Origin of the sequence: Streptomyces sp. NPDC006643 (assembly GCF_042870175.1) — a bacterium.
Lineage (GTDB): Bacteria > Actinomycetota > Actinomycetes > Streptomycetales > Streptomycetaceae > Streptomyces.
On record NZ_JBIAHA010000002.1, the window covers coordinates 1 to 21,893 of the forward strand.

At 69.0% G+C, this 21,893-nt stretch carries 19 protein-coding genes, 1 tRNA gene and 1 pseudogene; 8 read left to right on the forward strand and 13 right to left on the reverse strand.

Annotated features, from left to right (window positions below):
* The 3 genes and pseudogenes from ACFYNU_RS02640 to ACFYNU_RS02650 all read right to left on the reverse strand — a co-directional run.
* On the reverse strand, positions 1–305 hold a 305-nt coding region (locus tag ACFYNU_RS02640), incomplete at its 3' end, for a hypothetical protein (RefSeq protein WP_356589372.1).
* Positions 306–534: 229 nt separating this feature from the next.
* Positions 535–673, reverse strand: a pseudogene (locus ACFYNU_RS02645) (IS630 family transposase); the annotation flags it as partial.
* A 219-nt stretch (positions 674–892) separates the two neighbouring features.
* Entirely contained in the window at positions 893–1,504 is a 612-nt protein-coding gene (locus tag ACFYNU_RS02650; protein ID WP_356589374.1) for an Imm21 family immunity protein, read from the reverse strand.
* A 223-nt stretch (positions 1,505–1,727) separates the two neighbouring features.
* Here ACFYNU_RS02650 and ACFYNU_RS02655 point away from each other — a divergent pair, with 223 nt between their 5' ends.
* Positions 1,728–2,057, forward strand: coding sequence for a hypothetical protein (locus ACFYNU_RS02655; protein WP_356589706.1), 330 nt, complete (start codon positions 1,728–1,730; stop codon positions 2,055–2,057).
* Positions 2,058–3,521: 1,464 nt separating this feature from the next.
* The gene (locus ACFYNU_RS02660) at positions 3,522–4,739 is read left to right on the forward strand and encodes a site-specific integrase (protein ID WP_356589376.1); all 1,218 of its coding nucleotides are present in this window, start codon (positions 3,522–3,524) and stop codon (positions 4,737–4,739) included.
* A 99-nt stretch (positions 4,740–4,838) separates the two neighbouring features.
* Here ACFYNU_RS02660 and ACFYNU_RS02665 read toward each other — a convergent pair.
* Positions 4,839–4,912, reverse strand: a tRNA-Pro gene (locus ACFYNU_RS02665).
* Between the two features lie 148 nt (positions 4,913–5,060).
* On the opposite strand from ACFYNU_RS02665, the gene ACFYNU_RS02670 reads away from it, so the two are divergent.
* The 4 genes from ACFYNU_RS02670 (at position 5,061) to ACFYNU_RS02685 (ending at position 11,540) form a co-directional block, all read left to right on the forward strand.
* Positions 5,061–5,810 (forward strand): transketolase, encoded by a 750-nt coding sequence (locus ACFYNU_RS02670; protein WP_388764896.1) that lies wholly within the window; start codon positions 5,061–5,063, stop codon positions 5,808–5,810.
* A gap of 129 nt (positions 5,811–5,939) precedes the next feature.
* Positions 5,940–6,845 (forward strand): transketolase, encoded by a 906-nt coding sequence (locus ACFYNU_RS02675; protein WP_356589378.1) that lies wholly within the window; start codon positions 5,940–5,942, stop codon positions 6,843–6,845.
* 199 nt (positions 6,846–7,044) lie between these two features.
* Positions 7,045–10,545 (forward strand): ThuA domain-containing protein, encoded by a 3,501-nt coding sequence (locus ACFYNU_RS02680; RefSeq protein ID WP_388764899.1) that lies wholly within the window; start codon positions 7,045–7,047, stop codon positions 10,543–10,545.
* Positions 10,546–10,658: 113 nt separating this feature from the next.
* Positions 10,659–11,540: a sugar phosphate isomerase/epimerase gene (locus ACFYNU_RS02685; protein ID WP_356589380.1), complete on the forward strand. Its 882-nt coding sequence runs from the start codon at positions 10,659–10,661 to the stop codon at positions 11,538–11,540.
* Between the two features lie 108 nt (positions 11,541–11,648).
* On the opposite strand, the gene ACFYNU_RS02690 is transcribed toward ACFYNU_RS02685, so the two are convergent.
* The 4 genes from ACFYNU_RS02690 to ACFYNU_RS02705 all read right to left on the reverse strand — a co-directional run bounded on the left by ACFYNU_RS02690 (position 11,649) and on the right by ACFYNU_RS02705 (position 15,277).
* The gene (locus ACFYNU_RS02690; protein ID WP_356589382.1) at positions 11,649–12,242 is read right to left on the reverse strand and encodes a GNAT family N-acetyltransferase; all 594 of its coding nucleotides are present in this window, start codon (positions 12,240–12,242) and stop codon (positions 11,649–11,651) included.
* Positions 12,243–12,494: 252 nt separating this feature from the next.
* Positions 12,495–13,364: an ABC transporter ATP-binding protein gene (locus tag ACFYNU_RS02695; RefSeq protein WP_356589384.1), complete on the reverse strand. Its 870-nt coding sequence runs from the start codon at positions 13,362–13,364 to the stop codon at positions 12,495–12,497.
* Positions 13,361–14,377, reverse strand: coding sequence for an ABC transporter substrate-binding protein (locus ACFYNU_RS02700; protein ID WP_356589386.1), 1,017 nt, complete (start codon positions 14,375–14,377; stop codon positions 13,361–13,363). The genes ACFYNU_RS02695 and ACFYNU_RS02700 overlap by 4 nt, the downstream gene beginning before the upstream one ends.
* A gap of 51 nt (positions 14,378–14,428) precedes the next feature.
* Positions 14,429–15,277 (reverse strand): ABC transporter permease, encoded by an 849-nt coding sequence (locus ACFYNU_RS02705; RefSeq protein WP_356589672.1) that lies wholly within the window; start codon positions 15,275–15,277, stop codon positions 14,429–14,431.
* Between the two features lie 272 nt (positions 15,278–15,549).
* Between ACFYNU_RS02705 and ACFYNU_RS02710 the strand changes: the two genes are divergently transcribed.
* A complete protein-coding gene (locus ACFYNU_RS02710) occupies positions 15,550–16,590 on the forward strand; it encodes a LacI family DNA-binding transcriptional regulator (RefSeq protein WP_356589674.1) in 1,041 nt (346 codons plus the stop codon).
* Positions 16,587–17,747: an enolase C-terminal domain-like protein gene (locus ACFYNU_RS02715; protein WP_356589388.1), complete on the forward strand. Its 1,161-nt coding sequence runs from the start codon at positions 16,587–16,589 to the stop codon at positions 17,745–17,747. Before ACFYNU_RS02710 ends, ACFYNU_RS02715 begins: the two co-directional genes overlap by 4 nt.
* Positions 17,748–17,767: 20 nt before the next feature.
* On the opposite strand, the gene ACFYNU_RS02720 is transcribed toward ACFYNU_RS02715, so the two are convergent.
* The 5 genes from ACFYNU_RS02720 to ACFYNU_RS02740 are packed head-to-tail and all read right to left on the reverse strand — an operon-like array spanning position 17,768 to position 21,735.
* Complete coding sequence (locus ACFYNU_RS02720) at positions 17,768–18,295, reverse strand: GAF domain-containing protein (RefSeq protein ID WP_356589390.1); 528 nt, start codon at positions 18,293–18,295, stop codon at positions 17,768–17,770.
* Positions 18,292–18,942 carry an ATP/GTP-binding protein gene (locus tag ACFYNU_RS02725; RefSeq protein ID WP_356589392.1) on the reverse strand — a complete coding sequence of 217 codons (651 nt, stop codon included), beginning with the start codon at positions 18,940–18,942 and terminating at the stop codon, positions 18,292–18,294. The genes ACFYNU_RS02720 and ACFYNU_RS02725 overlap by 4 nt, the downstream gene beginning before the upstream one ends.
* Positions 18,920–19,291: a DUF742 domain-containing protein gene (locus tag ACFYNU_RS02730; RefSeq protein WP_356589394.1), complete on the reverse strand. Its 372-nt coding sequence runs from the start codon at positions 19,289–19,291 to the stop codon at positions 18,920–18,922. The genes ACFYNU_RS02725 and ACFYNU_RS02730 overlap by 23 nt, the downstream gene beginning before the upstream one ends.
* A gap of 2 nt (positions 19,292–19,293) precedes the next feature.
* On the reverse strand, positions 19,294–19,731 hold the full coding sequence (locus ACFYNU_RS02735; RefSeq protein ID WP_354603167.1) for a roadblock/LC7 domain-containing protein: 438 nt from the start codon (positions 19,729–19,731) through the stop codon (positions 19,294–19,296).
* A gap of 12 nt (positions 19,732–19,743) precedes the next feature.
* Positions 19,744–21,735: an ATP-binding protein gene (locus tag ACFYNU_RS02740; protein WP_356589396.1), complete on the reverse strand. Its 1,992-nt coding sequence runs from the start codon at positions 21,733–21,735 to the stop codon at positions 19,744–19,746.
* Positions 21,736–21,893 lie beyond the last annotated feature (158 nt).

Consider the following 21,893-nt stretch of genomic DNA (forward strand, 5'->3'; position numbering starts at 1 on the left):
GCGACGATGATGTCCGCGACCCGGTCCAGCGCCCCCGCGATGAGCCGCGCCGCGCCCGCCAGGTCCTTGTTCTTCGCCTGGACCTTCTTCCAGTGCGTGTCCAGCGCCGTCAGCGACTCGCTCTGCCCCGTCGACAGCAACCGCTGGACATGCCCGTGCGCCGTGTGCGCGTCGTCGTCCGCGTCGTCCGCGAACTCCCGCAGCGCGTCCGCCATATCGCGATACGCGTCCTCGTCGACATTCGGCCAGCCCACCCCGACAACGTCCAGCATCGTGTCGACGCCCTCGGGAATCGTGTACCCCACCGGTCAGCCCCCGCACTGCTGTCACTGGCCACCGACCAGGTCTCCGCTGTCATGTTCCGATCCGCTCACCCGCTGAACATCTCGGATCACCTGTGTATCCCGAACTACCTGGCTGAGCCAACCAGTTACAGGCACTTGACGCAAAGTCAACTCTCGGACGTCGTCACCGTAGAGCTCGGCTCGCTCGCCTGACGCTGGTGCTGTGATCGGACAGGTTCGCCGGAGCGGATCAAACCGTGGTCTTGAGAGGGCGTTCACCCCAGCGGATGCCCTTCTCACAGCGGATGCGCGCCTTCCTTACGTTCGCCGGCCAGGACGTCGTGGTGGCGGGCGTTGGCGTTGCTCCAGCGCAGGTAGGCGTGCAGGGCCCAGAGCGCACGCGGTCAGCTCGATCCGGCTGCCGCGCTGGCGTGTCACGCTGCCCATCAGTTCGAATCACGGGGTCGTCCCCCGGTTATCGGCTCCACTCGGCAGCGTGACAACCTCGCCGGACGCGGATACGGATACGGAACTTCGGGTGTTCTGTTGTCCTGCCTTCGTCGACCTGGCCCCTGCCTCTGATGATCTGGTCCGGGTCGCGTGTGGTCTCAAGTGAGTGGCGCGGGATGCCGGCCTTCAGAGCCATCCTCGGCCACAAGCTGCACCACGCCGACCCACGCGAACTCGTTCTTCGTATGGACAGCGCGGACCCTCCACCGGCCTGCCGGAAGCTGCACAGGAGCCTGTTCCGGCTTGCCACCACCGGGATACTCCACTCCGAGATCCACGCCGGCCACGGCCGAGTCCATCAGCACCGCCGGGCCGTCAATGGCCCAAAGACCGCCGTCCTCCCATGGAGTGTCCGGGTCGGCCACGACCACATCCACCCCGGCGAGCAATTCTTCCTCCGAATCCGCAGCCAGCCATCGCACGAAGAGCAACTCCTCTGACAGGAAGCACGTCATTGCAGGCTCATCGGCCAGGACAAGCACAGTGGCAGCCTTCGCACGCCCAGCGATCACGCCAGCCCAGTCGTCGACCTCGCAAGCTCGGTCATAATCATCACGGCCACCGTCCTCGCCCAGGACGGATCCATCCTCCGTGCACCCGCCCCATGCGCCAATGCAGGACTCGGGGACCACGATCAACGGACCGCCCATCGAGCTGACCCAGGCCAGCTCAGCACGGTCGCCGCGATCAGATTCAATGCCATCATTCATGCGCGCAGTCTGCCGCTCGCCACTGACACGGGACAGCGGCTGGGCGGCCCGCAAAAACAGCCAGCCAAACTTCGGTGGTCCACACTCAAGGTTTGACTCACAGAACAACATCGGTCGATTCGAGGCCGGCCTGCTCCCGGCCTGGTGGTGCGGAGTGGGCCCCACGGCCCGCGCCCGGCCGATACCGTGGTGGCACAGGCCCGTTCGCGCCCTGGTAGCCACGATGAGCGACCAGCCCACCGCCGCCCGGCAGCAACTGGAGCCCGCCGCCGACGGGCTGCGCGCGTACGCGGCCCAGACCCGCGAGAGCGCCGACCGACTCGCCGCCGTCTTGGAAGGCATCGCCGCCAACGGCCTACCCTCGGTGGAGGACTGCACACCTGCTCCTCGCGCTCCGGGCGGAGCCGGTTGCCGCCGGATGGCAGAGCTCATCGGGCCCAGGGCTCAGAAACAGCTACTTGAAGCACATACCGTACGCGCGGCCTCGCAGGGTCACCCGGGCCGGGACGAACGCCGCCAGGCGCTGGTGGAGCTAGGTGAAGCCGCTGCCTGACGTCCGGTAGAACGGCCGCTCACTGCTGCCTGCTTCCGCTGATCTCCCAAAGTGCTGTTGGCCGGGCAGAATGCACAGGTGAAATTCCTCCTCACGCGGGTGAGTTCGGTGTGGATGTCGCAATCCACACCGAACCCGGAAGGCTCTCACTCATTCAAGATCACCCGACCGTGATCACCGTCACCAACCTCCATGAACAGAACACCTTGGCCGCTCGCTGTACAGCGCCCGGGGTTTGGAGGACCCTGCCAGCTCTCTGCACCACCGGTCGCCGGGCCACCTTCGATCGTCAGTAGCCCTGATCCCGCAGGGAATCGGCCACGCGCCAGCGACTCGGCATCCACCTTCCAGGATCCAGGCCACACCGCACTGCCCCACCTGAATGAAGCCGAAGAGATATCCATCAGTGGGAGCTCTCTCGGACTTTTCTGAGACTTTCGGCCGCATCAACCAGCACGAACCTGAAACAAGGGAAAGACCGTTCAAGCAGGTCAACGGGCAAAGACGCCTCATCGTGGCAGGTCACCGCGCTGACTGGTCTCTTCCGGGACAACTGACCAGCAGGAACCAGCATCCCCACGCAGAGCGTCGCTCACCCTCGACGCCTTACTAACGTCCCCCCCCTCACAGGACCCGGCCTGCCCGACAGGGCACCTGACACACCATCAGAACGAGCGTCAAATGAGCGCCACGAGCGTCATTCCAGCGTCAAGATATCGCCCGTAACGCCCACACCGCACATAATGCGCATGCATAAACCGCAGGTCAGGATCCCTTCGCGGCCGGTTCGAGGATCGCCACGCACTCCACGTGGTGCGTCATCGGAAAAGCATGAATCGGCACAGCACCTGATACGCCAGCCATGTACGCGATCGGTCACACGTATGACGAATCTCGTCGCAGTGGTGGCCGCCCTCCGGAAACCTCGTCGCAAGCGACGGAAACATAGCCGCACATCGCCGGTTAGCCAAACCGGCGCTTCTGCAGACGATTGTTGTCCACCGTTTGCCCCGAGCACCACGGCGGATCGAACCATCAGCAAGGGCGCACCGACGCTGCGCAGGCAGAATCCCACCGTTCTCCACCTGCGAGCCACGCCGCCTGCCGCCGACGGCTTTCCCCGGTACCCCTTTGGTGCTCCAAACCACCCGGAGACCCACCGCACTTGCCCCCCGAACCAATAGCAGATTCCACAAACCGTCAGCCGCTCACGAAAAATCAGCACACTGCCCATTTCCCCCAAGATGGCACTCGTCCGTCTCTCCTGACCAACGCCTGGTACTCGACGAGTGACCTCGCCGCTTGCCTGCGTGTAAATGCCTCGACTCTGCGCCGCTGGCGCACTGCTCGGCCACCACAGGGCCCGCCGTTCGTCTCCGTTTCGGAACGCGTCATCATGTACAGCGCGCTCGACGTTGAGGAATGGCTGCACAGCCACAGGACCGTCCCGCGCCAAGAAGCCTGATGGCCGAGAAACCCGTTGTGCCGGTCGGCGTCCGACTCTCCACCGACATCGAGTACCGTCCCGATCGCCGCAACCCCTACCGCGCGCGAGTCCGCTGGTTCGACCCGACCACGAAGCGGCGCCTGTCCTTGTCAGAGGGAAAGACGGACGAGGACGAAGCGCAGGAGTGGCTCCAGTCCATCGTTGAAGCCGCTGAGGCAGGGCTGTCCCCGTCGCTCGCCACCATGAAGCTCGCCGAATACGGCAACGCGAACATGGACCTCGCCCTGCGTGGCCTGGAGCTGAAAACACTCGACCCCTACCTGTCAGGCTGGCGGATGCGCGTCGTGCCCGCCCTGGGCCACCTCGCGGTCCGCATGATCACCAACGGCGTCGTCGACCGCACCGTGCAGAACTGGATCGCCGACGAGCACAGCCGCTCCACGGTGAAGAACACCATCGCCGTCCTGGTCCGCGTCATGGAACAGGCAGTCCGTGACGGCATCATCAAGGTCAACCCCGCCCGGGTGACTGGCTGGCAGAAACTGTACAAGCAGGCCGAGGACGAACTCCTCGACCCACGCGCGCTGGCCCTGCCCGACTGGGAGTCCCTCCTCGCACTGGCCGACGCACTCGTGGCCGCCTCCCACGACCACTACCGCGGCTGGGGAGACGTCGTCCTCTTCGCGGCCTGCACCGCTGCCCGGATCGGTGAGGTCTCGGGATGCCGCGTCGGAGACATCGACACCACCCAATGGATCTGGACCGTGCGGCGTCAGACCACACCCGCACCCGGCGGGCTGACTGACAAGGGCACCAAAGGCAAGCGGGCCCGCAAGGTGCCCATCATCGAGGAGATCCGTCCCCTCCTCGCCCAGCGCATCCTGTCCGCCGGCCCCGATCCCAACGCCCGCCTGTTCACCGGCCCGCGCGGCGGACGCATCTCCACCGCCGTCCTGCGCGACGCCACACACTGGGACGACGTGGCCACCAAACTCGGCTACGAGCACCTGCGCCGCCACGACCTCCGACATACCGGACTGACCTGGTTCGCCGACGCCGGAGTCCAAGTGCACGTCCTCCGCAGAATCGCCGGCCACGGATCACTGATGACCACCCAGCGCTACCTGCACCCCGACGTACACAAGATCACGGCAGCTGGCACAGCACTCTCCGCACACCTCAGCGCGCTCCGCGCACCGCGCACCCTGCCGAGCCCGATCGTCATGACCCGCTGACACCGGTTAAGGAGACTGGTCCCCAGCTGGTCCCCAAGAGCGACCAAGGGCCGGTTTCGGATTCCTCCGAAACCGGCCCTGACCTGCGACTGTCTCCAGTCGGGACGACAGGATTTGAACCTGCGACCCCTTGACCCCCAGTCAAGTGCGCTACCAAGCTGCGCCACGTCCCGATGCCCGTCTGACCTGGGGTTTCCCCCGGCTGAACGCGCATGAGAACAATACCGCACTCCGAGCGGTGGTCACGAACCGCTTTTTCCGTTCTGCGCCCTCGGCGGCACGCTTGACCTCAAGTTCGGTTGAGGTAGCACGGTGGTCCGTATGACGACACGGACGCACGCACCGACACAGACACCGACGCGGACATCGGCGACGCCGACGCCGACGACGGCGTCGTACGGCTATCGGGACCTCGACCGACTGCTGTCGCTGATGACCGGCGACGAGAAGCACGGGGCAGCCGCCACCTCCACCCTTGACGCGATCTGGGTGCTCTACGACCGGGTGCTGAACGTCTCCCCCGCGACCGCCGACGACCCGGCGCGCGACCGTTTCCTGCTGTCGAAGGGCCACGGGCCGATGGCTTACTACGCCGTCCTCGCCGCCAAGGGCTTCTTCCCCGAGTCGCTGCTCCCCGGCTTCGGCTCGTACGACTCACCCCTCGGCCACCACCCCGACCGGCTGCTCGTGCCGGGGGCCGAGATCGGCAGCGGGTCGCTCGGGCACGGGCTGCCGCTCGCCGTCGGGAGCGCGCTCGGGCTGCGGGCGCAGGGGCGTACCGGATCCAAGGTCTGGGTGCTCATCGGGGACGGCGAACTGGACGAGGGCAGCAACCACGAGGCCATCGGTTATGCCGGTCCGGCCGGCCTCGAACAGCTGCACACGCTCGTGATCGACAACTCGTCGTCGGCGCACGGCTGGCCGGGCGGGATCGCGTCCCGGTTCACGGCGGCCGGCTGGTCGGCCGTGACCGTCGACGGGCGGGACCACGAGGCGCTGTACGAGGCGTTCACCGCGCCCCATCCCGCTCAGGCGAGGGCGGTCGTCGCCCGTGTCGAATCCCGGTCCTGACCGTTTCGGACCCGGATCTGACCCGGCCCGCCCACGACCGACCCGGACCAACCCCCGGTACACCCGCCCCTGCCCGGACACCCACTCGCACCTTCTCGGACCCACTCGCACCTACTCGGAGGACTTCTGATGGACACCATGCGTGAGCGCTTCGCGTCGACCGCGTCCCGGCTGCTGGACGAGGACCCGCGGCTCGCCGTCGTACTCGCCGTGATCGGCCACGACGGCTTCCAGGAGGCGGAACGCCGTCACCCGCACCGGGTGATCGACGTCGGGATCCGCGAACAGCTGCTCGTCGGGGCGGGCGGCGGGATCGCCCTCACCGGGATGCGGCCCATCGTCCACACCTTCGCGAGCTTCCTCGTGGAGCGCCCCTTCGAGCAGGTGAAGCTCGACTTCGGACACCAGGGCGTGGGCGGCGTGCTGGTGAGCGCCGGAGGCTCTTACGACTGGCCGGCCGGCGGCTTCACCCATATGTCCCCCGGCGATGTGGCGCTCCTCGACACGCTCGACGGCTGGACCGTGCATGTACCGGGGCATCCCGACGAGGCCGAGGCCCTGCTGCGGCACGCCGCGAAGGGCGACGACCGGGTGTACGTACGGCTCTCGACGCAGACCAACGCGCGAGCGCTGCCCGTGACCGGCGCCGGCTTCCTGACCCTGCGCGAGGGGAACCACGGCGCGGTGGTCGCCGTGGGTCCGATGCTGGACAACGTACTCGCGGCGACGGAAGGGCTCGACACGACGGTGCTGTACGCGGCGACGGTCCGGCCCTTCGACGGTGCCGCGCTGCGACGGGCCGTCGGGGAGACGGGCGCCGCCGAGGCGGTGATCGTGGAGCCGTATCTCGCCGGGACGTCGACGGCGGCGGCCGACGAGGCACTGGCCGACGTACCGCACCGGGTGCTCGGACTGGGTGTGGGCCGGCGCGAACTGCGCAAGTACGGGGAGACGGACGAACACCTCGCGGCACACGGCCTGGACGTCCGGTCGCTGCGCGCACGTATCTCCGGCTTCCTGACGGGCGCCTCGTGACAGAAGTCGGCCACACATACAGCCCACCGGCACAGAAAACGACCGACCGGACGGGATAACTCCGGTACCACCAACTCCCTTACCACAGTGGACGCTTCCGACCCATTGACCCTCCGGAAGCAGGGAACCTACGCTGTGCGGCGTACTTCAGAAAGCGCTTTCTTCCCATTCGTAGCCGCCACCTGCACCGGGAGCGCCCGTGAGTAGCCGTCCACCAGACCGATCCCCCCTGCGCACCGGCCGACCGCGAAGGGCGCTGACGCCCTTCACCGTCGTCCTGGCCCTGCTCGCTCTCGTGCTCGGACTCGGGGTCGCCTCACCCCCTCCCGCGGAGGCCGCGCCCTTCCGGGTCCTGGTCTTCTCCAAGGTCACCAACTTCGAGCACGAGTCGATCCCCGCCGGGATCGAGGGAATCAAGAAGCTCGGCGAGGAGAACGGCTTCGAGGTCGAGGCGTCCGACGACGCGAGCGTCTTCAGCGACGCGAACCTCGCGCGCTTCCAGGCGATCGTCTTCAACAACACCAACTCCACCCCGGAGTCGGGCGATCTGCTGGACGCGCCCCAGCGCGCCGCCCTCCAGAAGTTCGTCCGGGCGGGCGGCGGCTGGGTGGGACTGCACGCCGCGTCCGCGAGTGAGCGCGACTGGGACTGGTACGAGGGGCTGACCGGGGCCATCTTCGACCAGCACCCCGCGATCCAGACCGGCCGCGTCAAGGTGCTCGACCAGGCGCACCCCTCCACCAAGGGCCTTCCGGAGCTCTGGGAGCGCTCGGAGGAGTGGTACAACTGGCGCGTCAACCCGACGGGCAAGGTGCACACCCTCGCGCAGATCAAGGTGAACGACGGCATCACCGGGCTCGACGAGGGCGTCGACCACCCGTGGTCGTGGTGCCAGAACTACGACGGCGGCCGTTCCTGGTTCACCGCCGGCGGCCATGACTCGTCCGCCTTCCAGGAGGAGAACTTCCTCAAGCACCTGCTCGGCGGCATCCAGTGGGCGGCCGGCAACAAGCCGGGCGACTGCTCCGCCACCAAGACCGGGTCCTTCAAGCGGACACAGCTGGCGACCGACCTCTCCGACCCGTACGAGCTGGCCGTGACACCTGACGGCCGGGTGGTCTACATCCAGCGCACCGGAAAGCTCCAGGTGCTCGACCAGTCGACCCAGGAGACCACAACCGCGCTGGACTTCGAGTACAGCCTGAAGATGACGGAGCAGTCCGACGGGCTCATCGGGCTGACGCTCGACCCGGACTTCGCGACGAACAACTGGCTCTATCTGCTCCACTCCGACAAGGAGAAGAAGCAGCTGAACCTCTCGCGTTACACGCTGACGGGCGACACCGTCGACCCGGCGTCCGAGAAGCTGCTGCTGGAGATTCCCACCGACCGTGACGAGCAGCGCGCCAACGTGCACATGGCGGGTTCGCTCACCTTCGACAAGAACGGTGACCTGTACGTCGCGACCGGCGACAACACCGACCCGTTCGTCTCGGACAACTTCACGCCGATCGACGAACGTCCGGGCCGGCACGTCTTCGACGCGCAGCGCAGCGCGGGCAACACCAACGACCTGCGCGGCAAGGTCCTGCGGATCACGCCGGAGGACGACGGGACGTACTCGATCCCCGAGGGCAACCTCTTCGCGCCCGGCACGGAGAAGACCCGTCCCGAGGTGTACGCGATGGGGCTGCGCAACGCCTTCCGTATCACCACCGATCCGAAGGACGGGGCGCTGCTGATCGGCGACTACGGACCCGATTCGCGGGCGGCGGACCCCAATCGCGGTCCCGAGGGCACGGTCGAGTTCAACCGGGTCCCGAAGGCGGCGAACCTCGGCTGGCCGTACTGCATCGGCGCCAACACCCCGTTCAACGACTACGACTTCGCGACGAAGGTCTCGGGGGCGAAGTTCGACTGCGCGAAGCCGGTCAACGACTCGCCGAACAACACGGGTCTGCGTGAGCTGCCGCCGGCCAAGGCCGCGACCGTGCCGTACCAGTACTCGGGATCACCGCTGTTCCCCGAGGTCGGCGGTGGCGGTGCGCCGATGAGCGGCCCCGTCTACGACTACGACCCGGACAACCCGTCGCCGACGAAGTTCCCCGAGTACTTCGACTCGAAGTGGTTCAACTACGAGCTGGGCCAGAACTGGTTCAAGACGTTCTCGATCCAGCAGAAGGACCAGTCGTTCAGCGACCCGCGCTTCCCGCCGGCCAAGGCGGGCGACATCCAGTCGATCAACAAGATCTTCACGGACATGAAGTTCAACCAGCTCTTCGAGGCCGATTTCGGTCCGGACGGCTCCCTGTACGTGATCGACTTCGGGATCGGATCGGGTGCGGGACGCACGGGTGTGATCAACCCCGGCACCGCCATCTACCGCATCGACTACGTCGGTGACGGCGAGCTGCCCACCGCCAAGATCACCGCCACCTCCGACACCGGACCGGGGCCGCGCAGCGTGAAGTTCTCCAGCGCCGGTTCCGGCTTGCCGGGGGGCAAGCCGGTCACGTACGCCTGGGACTTCGACGGTGACGGCACCGTCGACTCGACCAAGGCCAACCCGAGCCATATCTACACCGACAAGGGCGTCTTCACCGCGCGGCTGACGGTCACCGGGGCCGACAAGCTCTCGGCGCAGGCCGTACGGGAGATCACCGTCGGCAACACCCGGCCGGTGGTGACCATCCAACGGGCCCCGGACGGCGGCATGTTCAGCCTCGGCGACACCGTTCCCTTCACGGTCAAGGTCACCGACCGCGAGGACGGCAAGGCGACGGAGATCGACTGCGCGCGCGTCACCGTCGAAGGGCGCCTCGGGCACGCGACGACGCTGCACCCGGTGCAGTCCAAGAAGGGCTGCGCGGGTGAGTTCACCGTCCCCGCGACGGACGAGCACGCGAACCAGGATCTCTTCTACCGGGTCACCGCCAGCTACCAGGACGACGGTGGCGACGACGCGAGCGTTCCCGCGCTGACGGGGACCGCCACGTCGAATCTCAAGACCTCCTACCGCGAGGGCGAGTTCTTCAGCGCCACCGGCGGCGAGAACGGCGGCGTCACCGTCGGCGCCCGCCCCGAGGCGTCCGGCGGCAAGCGCGTCATCGAGGTCGAGCACGGCGACTGGGTCGCGTACGACCCGGTGAATCTCACCGGAGTCGACTCGGTCACCGTCGGCGGGTCGTCGGGCGGCACGGGCGGCACCGTCGAGTTCCGCAACGGATCGCCGACCGGCCCGCTGATGGGCTCGGTGACCATTCCGAACACCGGCGCCTGGACGAACTTCGTCTCGCCGACGACGCATCTGCGGCCGGTCGGCGGCACGGTGAAGATGTACGCGGTCTTCCTCAACCCCGACTGGAAGCCGGACGGACAGGACGTGCTCTCGATCGACTGGCTGCACTTCAACGGCCGGGGGGTCGAGAAGAAGCCGGGCACCGGTGTCACCGTGAGCACCTCCAAGGCGGAGGGCGCGGCGCCGCTGGCGGCGGAGCTGACCGGCACGGTGAAGCTCGCCGAGGGCCGGACCGTCGCCTCGTACCGCTGGGACTTCGGCGACAACACGAGGCCCACCGGCGAGCAGGGCGCGAGCGCGACCCACACCTACGCCCGGCCGGGCGCGTACACGGCGCATCTCACGGTCACCGACGACAAGGGCGACACGACGACGGGTGCCGTCGAGATCACCGCGAGCTGAGTCCACAGGCACGGAACTGAACGATGCGCGAGTGATCGAAGCACCACCGATGGACAAGCGACTGATCAACGCGAGCCGCATTCAAGCGAGTTGAGAGACGAGGTCACGTGAGGGTGAACGGCACACGAAGAGCGTTCCTGGGTACGGCGGCGGCGGGTCTGGCCGCGGTCGGACTGGCGTCGACGGCGGTCACCGCCCAGGCGGCGGAGTCCGGCCGGCACCACGACCCGCGCTGCCGGCGGCGGATCCCCCGGGGCGGCATCGGTATGCACCTCTACACGATGCGGTCCGTCCTTGAGACGGACTTCGAGGGGACGCTGGAGCAACTGGCGGACATCGGTTACGCGACCGTCGGCGTCAGCGGGCGGTTCGGCCGCAACGCCACCCAGATCCGCGAGGTGTTGGACAACGTCGGCCTCAAGGCGGTGCTGGAGCACGTCGGTTACGCCACGGTGGCGGGCACCGGCCTCCAGCAGGCCATCGCGGACGTCCACACACTGGGCGGCGAGTGGGTCGTCGTACCCAGTCTGCCGACCCAGATGCACACCCCCGCCGGCTACCGCGAGGCGGCGGCGGCGATGAACCGGGCGGGGCGCGTGGCGCGGGAGTCGGGCCTCGGCCCGGTGCTCTTCCACAACCACGACGCGGACCACAAGGTCGTCGAGGGCGAGGTGCTGTACGACATCCTGCTCAACGAGACCGACCCCGAGTACGTGGGTTTCGAGCTGGACGTCTACTGGGCGGCGAAGGGCGGGGCGGACCCGCGCCGGCTGTTCGTGGACGAGGGCCCGCGTTTCCCGGCGCTGCACGTCAAGGACATGGCGCCGAACGGCGACTTCGCGGACGTCGGCTCGGGTGTCCTGGACTTCGCGGAGATGTTCGAGACGGCGCACCGGGGCGGCGTACGGCAGTGGCTGGTCGAACACGACTCGCCGAAGGACCCGTTCGCCACGGCGCGCAACAGCTACCGCCACCTTTCGAGGCTGCGGTACTGAGCTAGCTCTGCTCGACACCGCACCCTCCGACCGGCCGCACGGCTGGTCGGAGGGTGCGGTGTGTCCGATCGCGGTGCGTCGAAGCATGTGCGAAGGCGTACGGGCCCGTCAGCGGGGCGCCGCGTAACAGTGCACCTGGACCGTCCGGTCCGGCCCCCAGTGCTGCTCGCCCGTCGCCATCAGCGTCCATCCCTGGCGTTCGTACAGCGCCGCCGCCGAGCGGTCGGTGGTGACGACGTCCAGCACCGGATACAGCCCGCGCTCGTGGGCCGCCCGGACCGTCTCGGCCAGCAGCAGCGCACCGATGCCGTGGCCCCGGGCCTTCGGTGAGACGAACAGCCGGCTCACCACGGCCGTCATCGCCGGGCTCATGCCGGTGCGGGCGCTCCAGATGCCGGGCGCGGTGTCGTCGGGGCGGGCAGGGGACAGACAGATATGACCGACGATCTGGCCGTCGAGCAGCGCCACCCACGCGGCGGGCGGCGATACGGGCGGCGGCTCGGTCCCGGACCATGTCGGCGATACAGGCGGCGGCTCGGTCCCCGGCCATGTCGGCGACTCGGCCGCTGCGAGCCAACCCGCCGGGTCCTGGGGCCAGTCGACGGGATACCCGTCGCTGTCGTGGACCTCGGCGAGTACGCGGACGCACGCGTCGAGGTCGGCGGGGTCACGGCGTCTGACGGAGACACGTTCTTCGCTCACCGGCGCAGCCAATCACGGCGTCGGCCCGCGGACACCCGGATATCGGGGCACGGATATCGGAGCACCCGGGCGCGGACAGCGAGCCGCCCTTCCCACCACCGGGGTGGAAAGGGCGGCGAGTGCGCGCCACGCGGTCTCACCAGATGGGCGAGCCCCGGTCGGTACGGGGCACGGGCACCGTGCCACGCGACGTACACAGGAGGTGGCCGCACATCGACAGGTCGTGCGCCACCCCGGAGAGAGGGCCCCCGCTCAGTCCTCCGACGACGCCGCTCCCAGCAGTTCCCTGATGTGCGTCGTCGCCTCGCGGAACTCCGGCCGGGCCAGGGTCTCCACGTAGTCCCGCTCCGGCGGCAGTCCCACGTCGATGATCTCCGTGATCGTGCCGGGCCGCGGGCTCATCACCACGACCCGGTTCGCCAGATAGACCGCCTCCGAGATGGAGTGCGTGACCAGGAGCACGGTCGTGCCGGTCTCCCGCCAGATGCGGTTCAGCTCCATGTTCATCTGCTCGCGCGTCAGGGCGTCCAGCGCGCCGAACGGCTCGTCCATCAGCAGCACCGGCGGCTGGTGCAGCAGCGCCCGGCACAGGGCCACCCGCTGCTGCATCCCGCCCGACAGCTCGTGCGGATAGGCGTCCTCGAAACCGCCGAGGCCGGTCATCCTGATGAGTTCGTCGGCGCGTGCGCGCGCCTCGGCGTTCGGCATCCGGCGCATCTCCGCCTGGAGGAGGATGTTGCGCCGGGCGCTGCGCCACTCCAGCAGGGCGGCGCGCTGGAAGACGTAACCGATGTCGGGCCGTGGCCCGTCGACCCGCTCACCGTGCAGCCGTACATCGCCGGCGGATGCCTTCAGCAGTCCGGCGACCAGCTTGAGCAGGGTCGACTTGCCGCACCCCGAGGGGCCGACGATCGCCACGAACTCGCCCATCGGGACGTCGAGCGACACCTCGCGCAGGGCGGTGACGTCGCGGTCCTTCGTACGGAACCGGACGGCGACGTCGTCCAGGGACACGGCCGCCGCGCCGCCGTTCGCCGCGTCGTCCTTGTGCAGACTGGTCTTGCTCGCACCGCTCTTGCTCACGCCACGCTCCCGGAGAGTCGCTTCCCTGGGCATCGTCATCCCTTCAGTGCCGAGCTGTCCCAGTAATCGGCCGGCGCCTTCGGGTTCTTCACCAGACCGGCCTCCGCGAAGACGTCGATGGTCTCCTGCCAGTCGGCCTCGGTGTTGAGCCCGGGAGCCTTGCCCTGGGTCGCTTCGGTGTGCAGCAGCGTCATCGTCGTCGCGAACTGCTCGGTCAGTACGGCCTTCGGCGGCAGCTGCTCGGACGCGCCCTCCATCGCGGCGACCGCCGGCTCAGGCGCCTTCTCGGCGGCGGCCCACGCCTCGCTGACCGCCGTGGCCATGCGCTTGGTGAGGTCGGCGTCCGAGGCGAGGATCTTCTGGCCGGCGATCAGACCGTTGGAGTAGAAGTTGAGTCCGTGCTCCGAGAAGCGCAGATACTCGACGTCCTTCTTCGCCTTGTCCGCCATGGTCGGGCCCTGGTCGCTGGCGTAGCCGAGCAGGGCGTCCGTCTTTCCGGAGATCACCGCGGCGATCTTGCCCGCCGGGTCGGTGTTCTGGATCTTGACGTCCGACAGTTTGAGGTTGTTCTTCTCCAGGAAGATCGGGAACGTCTTGGTGAGCGCGTCACCGGCCGTGCCCGCGACCGTCTTGCCCTTGATGTCGGCGGGCGTCTTGATGTTCTGGTCGGCGAAGAACTGCACGGACGACGGCGTCGTCTGGAGCATCACTCCGAGGCTCTTGACGTTGACGCCCTGGTCGACACCGCTGATCACGGCCGGGGTGTCCGCCCAGCCGAAGTCGGTCTGCCCGGCGGCCGTGGCCTGGACGGTCTTCTGCGAGCCCTGGCCGGCCCGGATCTCCAGGTCGATGCCGTGCTTCTCGAAGATCTTCTCCTTGACGCCGTAGTAGAAGGGCGCGTGTTCGCCGTACGGGTACCAGTTGAGCGTCAGCGTCACCTTGTCGAGCTTCTTGCCGGAGTCGCTGGTGGTGGTGGAGTCGCCGTCCTCGCCGCAGGCGGTGGCGACCAGGAGAAGCGGCACGAGGCCGATCAGGAGTCTGCGGGAGTGCATGGCTGGCCCTTCTCGGAGGAACGGAGTACAGGTCTCATCGGGACTCGAAACTCAGAACGAGGTCGTGACGTTGCTGTCCCGGCGGCTGGCGTGCCAGGGCAGCAGAAGCTTCTCGGCGATCTCGACCAGGACGAACAGGACGACGCCGATGAAGGACATGACGAGCAGGCCCGCGAAGAGCATCGGGGTGTCGAGATTGCCGTTGGCCTGGAGGATCACATAGCCCAGGCCCTCGTTGGCGCCGACGAACTCGCCCACGACCGCGCCGGTGACCGCGAGTGTCACAGCGACCTTGAGGCCCGAGAACAGATGCGGCAGCGAGGCGGGGAAGCGGATCTTGGCGAAGGTCTGCCAGGGCTTCGCGCCCATCGTCGCGGAGAGCTGGAGCATCTCGGGGTCGACCGCCTTGAGGCCGGTGACCATGGAGATCACGACCGGGAAGAAGGCGATGAGCACCGCGATGAGCACCTTCGGCGTGATGCCGAAGCCGAGCCAGACGACGAACAGGGGCGCGATGGCGATCTTCGGTACGACCTGGGCGAAGAGCAGGATCGGGTAGAGGGTCTTCTCGACGGTCGACGAGTAGACCATCACGACCGCCGCGAGTACGCCGACGACGACCGCGATGACAAAGCCGAGCAGGGTCTCGTAGGTGGTCACCCACGTGTGTTCCCAGAGATAACTGGTCTTGCCCGTCAGTACCTCCAGGGTCGCCCCGGGCGAGGGGACGAGATACGGCTCGACCAACTCTGCGGCGGCGATGGCCCACCACGCGACGAAGCACGCGAGCAGCAGCGCGACGGGCCGCCAGCTGGTCTCGACGGCTTTGCCCAACCGCTCCCCCGTTCCTGGCCTGTTGCGTGTGGCGACTCCCGCGATCTCTTTGGTCGGTCCCGGCATGACGCTCTGGCTCACAGTGAACTCCTCGGGAATCAGGAGCGGTTACTAGTCGCTGTCCGATCCTCAGCTGTACCGGTTGCCGTTCTGCCGTACCGGAAGAAGCGCTTTCAGAAAGCGCTTTCTGGTAAGGTGATCGACACGCTAATGACTGCTTGTCCGAACGGTCAATAGGTCGTCCGGAAGTTTCCGGGTCCCACGAGGGGCCTCGCCAGGAGCCTTGCCGCCGCGGCGACTTGGGGGCCGAGTTGAGTGAACGGGAAGCACGGACCCATGTGACGCTCGACGTCGTGGCACGTCACGCGGGTGTCTCCCTGGCGACCGCGTCGAGAGCGCTGAACGGCACGACACGCGTCCGGGACGAGCTGCGCGAACGGGTGCGCGCGGCGGCGGATCTGCTCGGTTACATCCCCAACGCGCACGCCCAGGCGCTCGCCAGTTCGTCCAGCAACACGGTCGGGCTGATCTGCCACGACGTGGGCGATCCGTACTTCGCCGCGATCGCCGACGGTGTGATGCGGGCAGCGGCCGAGCAGGACGTCCTGGTGATGCTCGCGAGTACGTTCCGGGAGCCGGCGCGGGAGATCGAGTACGTGTCCATCCTCCGCGCCCAGCGGGCCCGCGCCATCCTGCTGATCGGCTCGGGCTTCCAGGACCGCACCTGGGAGCGGGCGTTGAGCGCCGAGTTGGAGCCGTACATCCGCGCGGGCGGTCGCGTCGCCGTCGTCAGCAGGCACCGCAGCGTGCGCGCGGACGCCGTCCTGCCCGAGAACCGCGCGGGCGCAGCCGCGCTCGCCCGCGCCCTGCTGGCGCTCGGCCACCGGCGGTTCGCCGTCCTGAGCGGCCCGCCCGAACTGACCACCGTCGCCGACCGGTTGGCCGGATTCCGGGAAGCGCTCGCCGAGGCGGGGATCGCTCTCGACCCCGGCTGTGTGATCGAGGGCGCGTTCACCCGGGACGGCGGCTACGCGGCGGCCCGCGAACTCCTCACCCGGCCAACCCGCCCCACCTGTGTCTTCGGTGTGACGGACGTGATGGCGGTGGGCGCGCTCGCCGCGTTCCGGGAGGCGGGCGTCGACGTACCCGCCGACATCTCCCTCGCGGGCTTCGACGACATCCCGTTCGTCAGGGAGCTGACTCCCCCGCTCACCACCGTCGCCCTGCCGCTGACCGAGATGGGACAGCACGCCATCTCACTGGCGCTGCGCGAGCCGCACGGACAGCGGTCACGGGTGCTCCGGGTGGGCGGCGAGGTGGTCGTACGGGCCAGCACGGGGCCACCGCCGGCGCGGAGCACGGCGGAGGAGGCGAGGTGAGCGTGGAGCTGACCGGCTTGACGATCGACCGCGTCGAGACGTTCGCCGTCGAGCTGCCCACCCACCGCTCCTTCGGCGTCGCGGGCGGCTCGGTGGCCGTCGCCGGGACCCCGTCCGTCCGGATCCTGGTCCGGGTCGGCGCCGACGGGTTGTACGGGTGGGGCGAGGCGACGCCCATCCCCGCGTGGACGTACGAGACCGCCGAATCGATCGTGACCACGATCGACCGCTATCTCGCGCCCGCGGTCATCGGCACGCCCTGCTGGAATCTGGACGCCGTCGACACCGCCTTCGACCGGGCGGTCAACCGGGGCTTCACCATCGGCGCGCCTCTGGCCAAGAGCGCCGTGGACGTGGCGCTGCACGATCTGCTCGGCCGGGCGGCGGGCGTGCCGCTCGGTGTGCTGTGGGGTCAACGGCGCTCCACCAGCGTCGAGTTGGGCTGGATCGTCTCGGGTCAGTCGCCCGCCGAGGTGGCAGACAGCGTCGCGGAGGGCCGGGACGAGGGGTATCGCGCCTTCAAGGTCAAGGTCGGGCTGCACGACGAGGAGACCGACGCGGCCGTGGTCGCCGCCGTACGCGAACACGCACCGGACGCGCCGCTGTGGGTCGACGCCAACCAGGCGTACACGGTGCCCGTCGCCCTGCGGATGGCCCGCCGGCTCGACACCCTCGGGGTCACCGCGTTCGAACAACCGCTGCCCGCCAACGACATCGCCGGGCTGCGGCGGCTGCGGGACCTGTCGGCCGTACCGGTGGCGCTGGACGAGAGCCTGCGGCATCCGAGCGATCTGGCGACGTTCGTACGGCTCGGGGCGGTCGATGTCGCGATCGCCAAGGTGCAGCGCAGCGGCGGGCTCACGCTCTCGCGGCGGCTGTGCTCGCTCGCCGAGGACTGCGGGGTCGAACTGATGGGATCGGGGCTCACGGAGTCGGATCTGGGGCTGGCCGCGTCGCTGCACCTGTTCGCGGCGTACGGCGTCACGACACCGGTCGATCTCAACGGGCGCCAGTTCATCGGCTCGCCGTACGCGGGCGAGACGGTACGGGTCACGAACGGCACCGCGTGGGTGCCCCAAGGGCCGGGCCTGGGGGTGGAGGTGGACGAGTCGGTGGTACGCGAACTGGCCGTCGACGTACTGGAACACCGGTCCTGACGACGAGAATTGACGTACCGTCAGATACCGCCGTCCTCTCTCCGGTGTATCTGCTCGGACAGCTCAGCGGCCAGTGACTTGACGGTCTCCAGTCCGGCTCTCCCCCACTGCCGGGGCTGGATGTCGACGACGCACACGGTGCCGAGCGCGATGCCCGTCCGGTCGATGAGCGGCGCGCCCAGATACGAACGCAGACCGGTCTCGTCCACCACGGCGTTGCCGGCGAAGCGCGGGAAGTCACGTACGTCCTCCAGGACGAGCGCCTTGCGCCGTACCACCACATGGGGGCAGTAGCCGTGGTCCCGGTCCCGGAAGCGGCCCGTCTCGGGGACCGGGGTGTGCAGCCCGGCGTAGAACTGCCGTTCCTCGTCAACGAAGTTGACCATCGCGTACGGCGCGCCCGCGAGTTGGGCGAGATGCAGCGCGAAGGCGTCGAAGGCCGGCTCGGGCCGCTCGCCGATCCCGAGCCGGCGCAGCCGTCTTACCCGGTCGGGCGCGTCCCGGTCGACGGGCGTGAGCAGCAGCCGCCCCATGGGGTCGTACCTCACAGGGACACTCCTCCGTCCAGCGGCAGCCCGTCGTCCAGTGGCAGCCCGTCGTCCTGGCCGGCGCCGCCCGGCACGGCGGTGAGCAGATGCTGGACGAGGGTGACCAGGGTCTGGATCCCGGAGCTGGCGATGCGCGCGTCGCATATCACGACGGGCACGTCCGGGCGGAGATCGATCGCCGCCCGGACCTCCTCCGGGTCGTAACGGAAGCTGCCGTCGAACTCGTTGACCGCGACGACGAATCCGATGCCGCGCTGCTCGAAGAAGTCCACGGCGGAGAAGGAGTTCTCCAGCCGCCGGGTGTCGGCGAGGACGATCGCGCCGAGGGCGCCCCGGCACAGCTCGTCCCACATGAACCAGAAGCGCTCCTGACCGGGGGTGCCGAAGAGATAGAGCACATGCCGCTCGTCGAGAGTTATCCGGCCGAAGTCCATGGCGACGGTGGTGGAGGTCTTCAGCTCGACGCCCGTCAGGTCGTCCGTCTCCGCCCCGACCTGGGTCAGCAGTTCCTCGGTGCTCAGCGGTGCGATCTCGCTGACCGATCCCACGAATGTCGTCTTGCCCACCCCGAAGCCACCGGCCACCAGGACCTTGAGCGCGGTGGGAAAGGGGGTGGGGGCGGCGTCAGAGCTGTCGTCGTAGGCCATCGAGTACTGCCTCCAGAAGGGAACAGTCGCTGGGATTGTCGAAGTTGTGCGGTGGCCGGACGGTGACCGCGCCGCTGTCCATCAGGTCCGAGAGCAGGATCTTCGTGACGACGGCGGGCAGCCGCAGATGCCCGGCGATCTCCGCCACGGACGTCGGCCCCTGGCAGAGGGCGAGGGCCTCGCTGTGCTCGGGGCCGAAGTACATCTGGCTCGCGGCGCCCGTGGCCATCACCAGTGACATCAGATCCAGCTCCGCCGTCGGGCGGGTCCGGCCGCCGCTGACCGTGTAGGGGCGGATGAGCCGGCCCGCGGCCTCGTCCAGCCACGGCCCGTCCGCGGGGAGCGTCACGCTCACTGCCCCGTGACGCTCGATGTGGTGCCGGCCGCCTGCCTGACCGGCGTCGCCAGATAGGGCCGGACACTCTTGACCAGCATCGCCATCTCGTACCCGAGGACGGCGGCGTCCGCCTCGCGGCCCGCCAGCACGGCCAGGCAGGTGCCGGAGCCCGCCGTCGAGACGAAGAGCAGGGTGGAGTCCAGCTCCACCACCACCTGGCGCACCTCGCTGGTGTCGCCGAAGCGCGCGCCGGCGCTGCGGCCGAGCGAGTAGAGGCCGGACGCGAGAGCGGCCATGTGGTCGGCGCTGTCGGGGTCGAGGCCGTGGACGGACCTGACGAGTCCGTCGGAGGAGAGGAGTACCGCGCTGCGGGTGTACGGCACCCGTTGGACCAGGCCGCTGAGCAGCCAGTCGAGGTCGGAGACATGGCCTGTCGGCGCATCGCTCGCCATGAAAATCTACTCCTAGTGGGGGTTGTCCCGGTCGTGGCGTCGCGGATCCGGCAGGTCCGTCACGGGCTCGGGAGCCGGGGTTGGTACGGGGGCCGGGGCCGGCGGTCGGACGTCGGCGGCCGGGCTGGGACCGGGCGCCGCGAAGTCCGTGGCGGGCTGGGCGGCCTCCGCGAGACCGATGCCACGCTGGAAGGCGGCCATCAGACCGGGGTCGTGGAGAATCGGTTCGTCGTTGTCGCCGGGCGGGGCGGGCGCGTCCCTGAGCTGGGGGACGAGGTGTTCCTGGCTGCGCCGCTTGGGCAGTTGGGGCCGGTCCATGGTGCCGCGCACGACGCCGGGTACGGCGTGGTCGTCCGACACCGGCCGGAACTCCGGCTGGTACTGGGGCTGGTACTGCGGCGGGGGCTGCGAGTCCGGCGGGGGCGACGGCTCGGGCGGCCTGGGCCGTGAGATCGAGCTGGAACGCGTGGGGCGCTCGCCGCGTACGGGCAGCGGCCGGCGTCCCGAGGTCCGCCGGTGCGAGCGCCCCCCGCGGGGCTGTTGCGGGTACGGCGGAGGGGTCTCCGCGACGGGGGCGGGATCCGGTACGGGGGCGGGCTCGGGTACGGGTGCGGGCTCCGCCTCGTACGGCTGCACGGGGAGAGGTTCAGGTACGGGCAGCGGCACGGCTTCCGGCACGGGCAGCGGCGCGGTCGGCGCGGTCGTCGCGGCTCCGGGCAGCTGATCGGACTCGCCGGTGCCGTCCCCGTCGGCGCCCAACAGGGCCCGCGGCAGCACCAGGACGGCCTGGATTCCGCCGTAGATGTTGGCGTGCAGCCTGACGGCGATGCCGTGGCGGCGGGCGAGGGCCGACACCACGAAGAGGCCGATCCGCCCGTCCTGGAGGAGATGGGCGACATTGACCTGGTCGGGGTCGGCGAGCAGGGCGTTCATCCGCTTTCGCTCGTCGGCGGGCATGCCGAGTCCGCGGTCCTCGACCTCGATGGCCAGTCCGGAGGTCACCTGCTGGGCCCGGAGCAGGACTTGGGTGTGCGGGGCGGAGAACAGCGTGGCGTTCTCCACCAGTTCGGCCAGGAGATGGACGACGTCGGCGACGGCGTGGCCGCGCAGGGTCCCGATGATGGGCGGGACGAGTTTGACGCGCGGGTACTGCTCCACCTCGGCGATGGCCGAGCGCAGTACCTCCGTCAGCGTGACCGGCCGGCTCCACTGGCGGCGCGAGATGGCTCCGCCGAGAACGGCGAGATTCTCGGCGTGCCTGCGGATGCGGGTGGCGAGATGGTCGACATGGAAGAGACCTTTCAGCAGGTCCGGGTCCTCGACCTGGTTCTCCAGCTCGTCCAGGAGCTGGATCTCCCGGTGGACGAGCGACTGGAGCCGGCGGGCGAGGTTGACGAAGACCTCGACCTTCTGTTCGTTGCCGACGCTGCTCGACAGCCGGGACGCCTGGACGACGGCGGCGACCGCCGCTTCCTGGGAGCGGGCCAGTTCGAGGCCGAGCAGGTCGAGTTCGTCGCCGACGGGTGCCTTCACCGTGGGCGTACGGCGCGGTGGCGGGCCCTCGCCCCGGCGGAGCTGCTCCACGACACCGCGCAGATCGGCCTGGGCGCGGGCGCTCGACCGGCGCAGCGCGTTGCTGCGGTCGATGACGGACTTCGCGGCGCGGTCGGCGCCGACGACGGCGGCCGTGGCCGCGACGACACCGACGAGCACCGTGCCGGCGACGGCGGCCCAGATCTCGGGGGTGGGCCGGACCCCGCCCGAGCGGATGGTGACGAGCAGGGCGAGCAGCCCGCCGAGCGTGGTGATGACGGTCGGCAGCACGGCGGCGCGCAGGAGTTGGGGGCGTATACGTGCTTCGGGCGGCGCCGGTCCGTCGGGCCCGGGGGTGGCCGGTCCCTTGGCCGGCGTCGCCTTGGCCGAGGGCGCGCGGCTGCCCGGCCTGCCGTGCCGGCCGCCTTCTCGGCGATCGGGTCGCGCGGTGGGTGCGCGAAGTTGAGACATCAGCGTCCTTGGTACGTGGGGCCCCAGGCATTCGGTGTTCTGCGGCGTTGTCGTCGGTGTGTGGCGGCAGGCGGACATGCGGAAGAAGCCCAGCGTTGATCACCGAGCACTCACCGTAGTTGGCGAATAGTCAGTTGTGGCGGGCAGTTGACGAACTT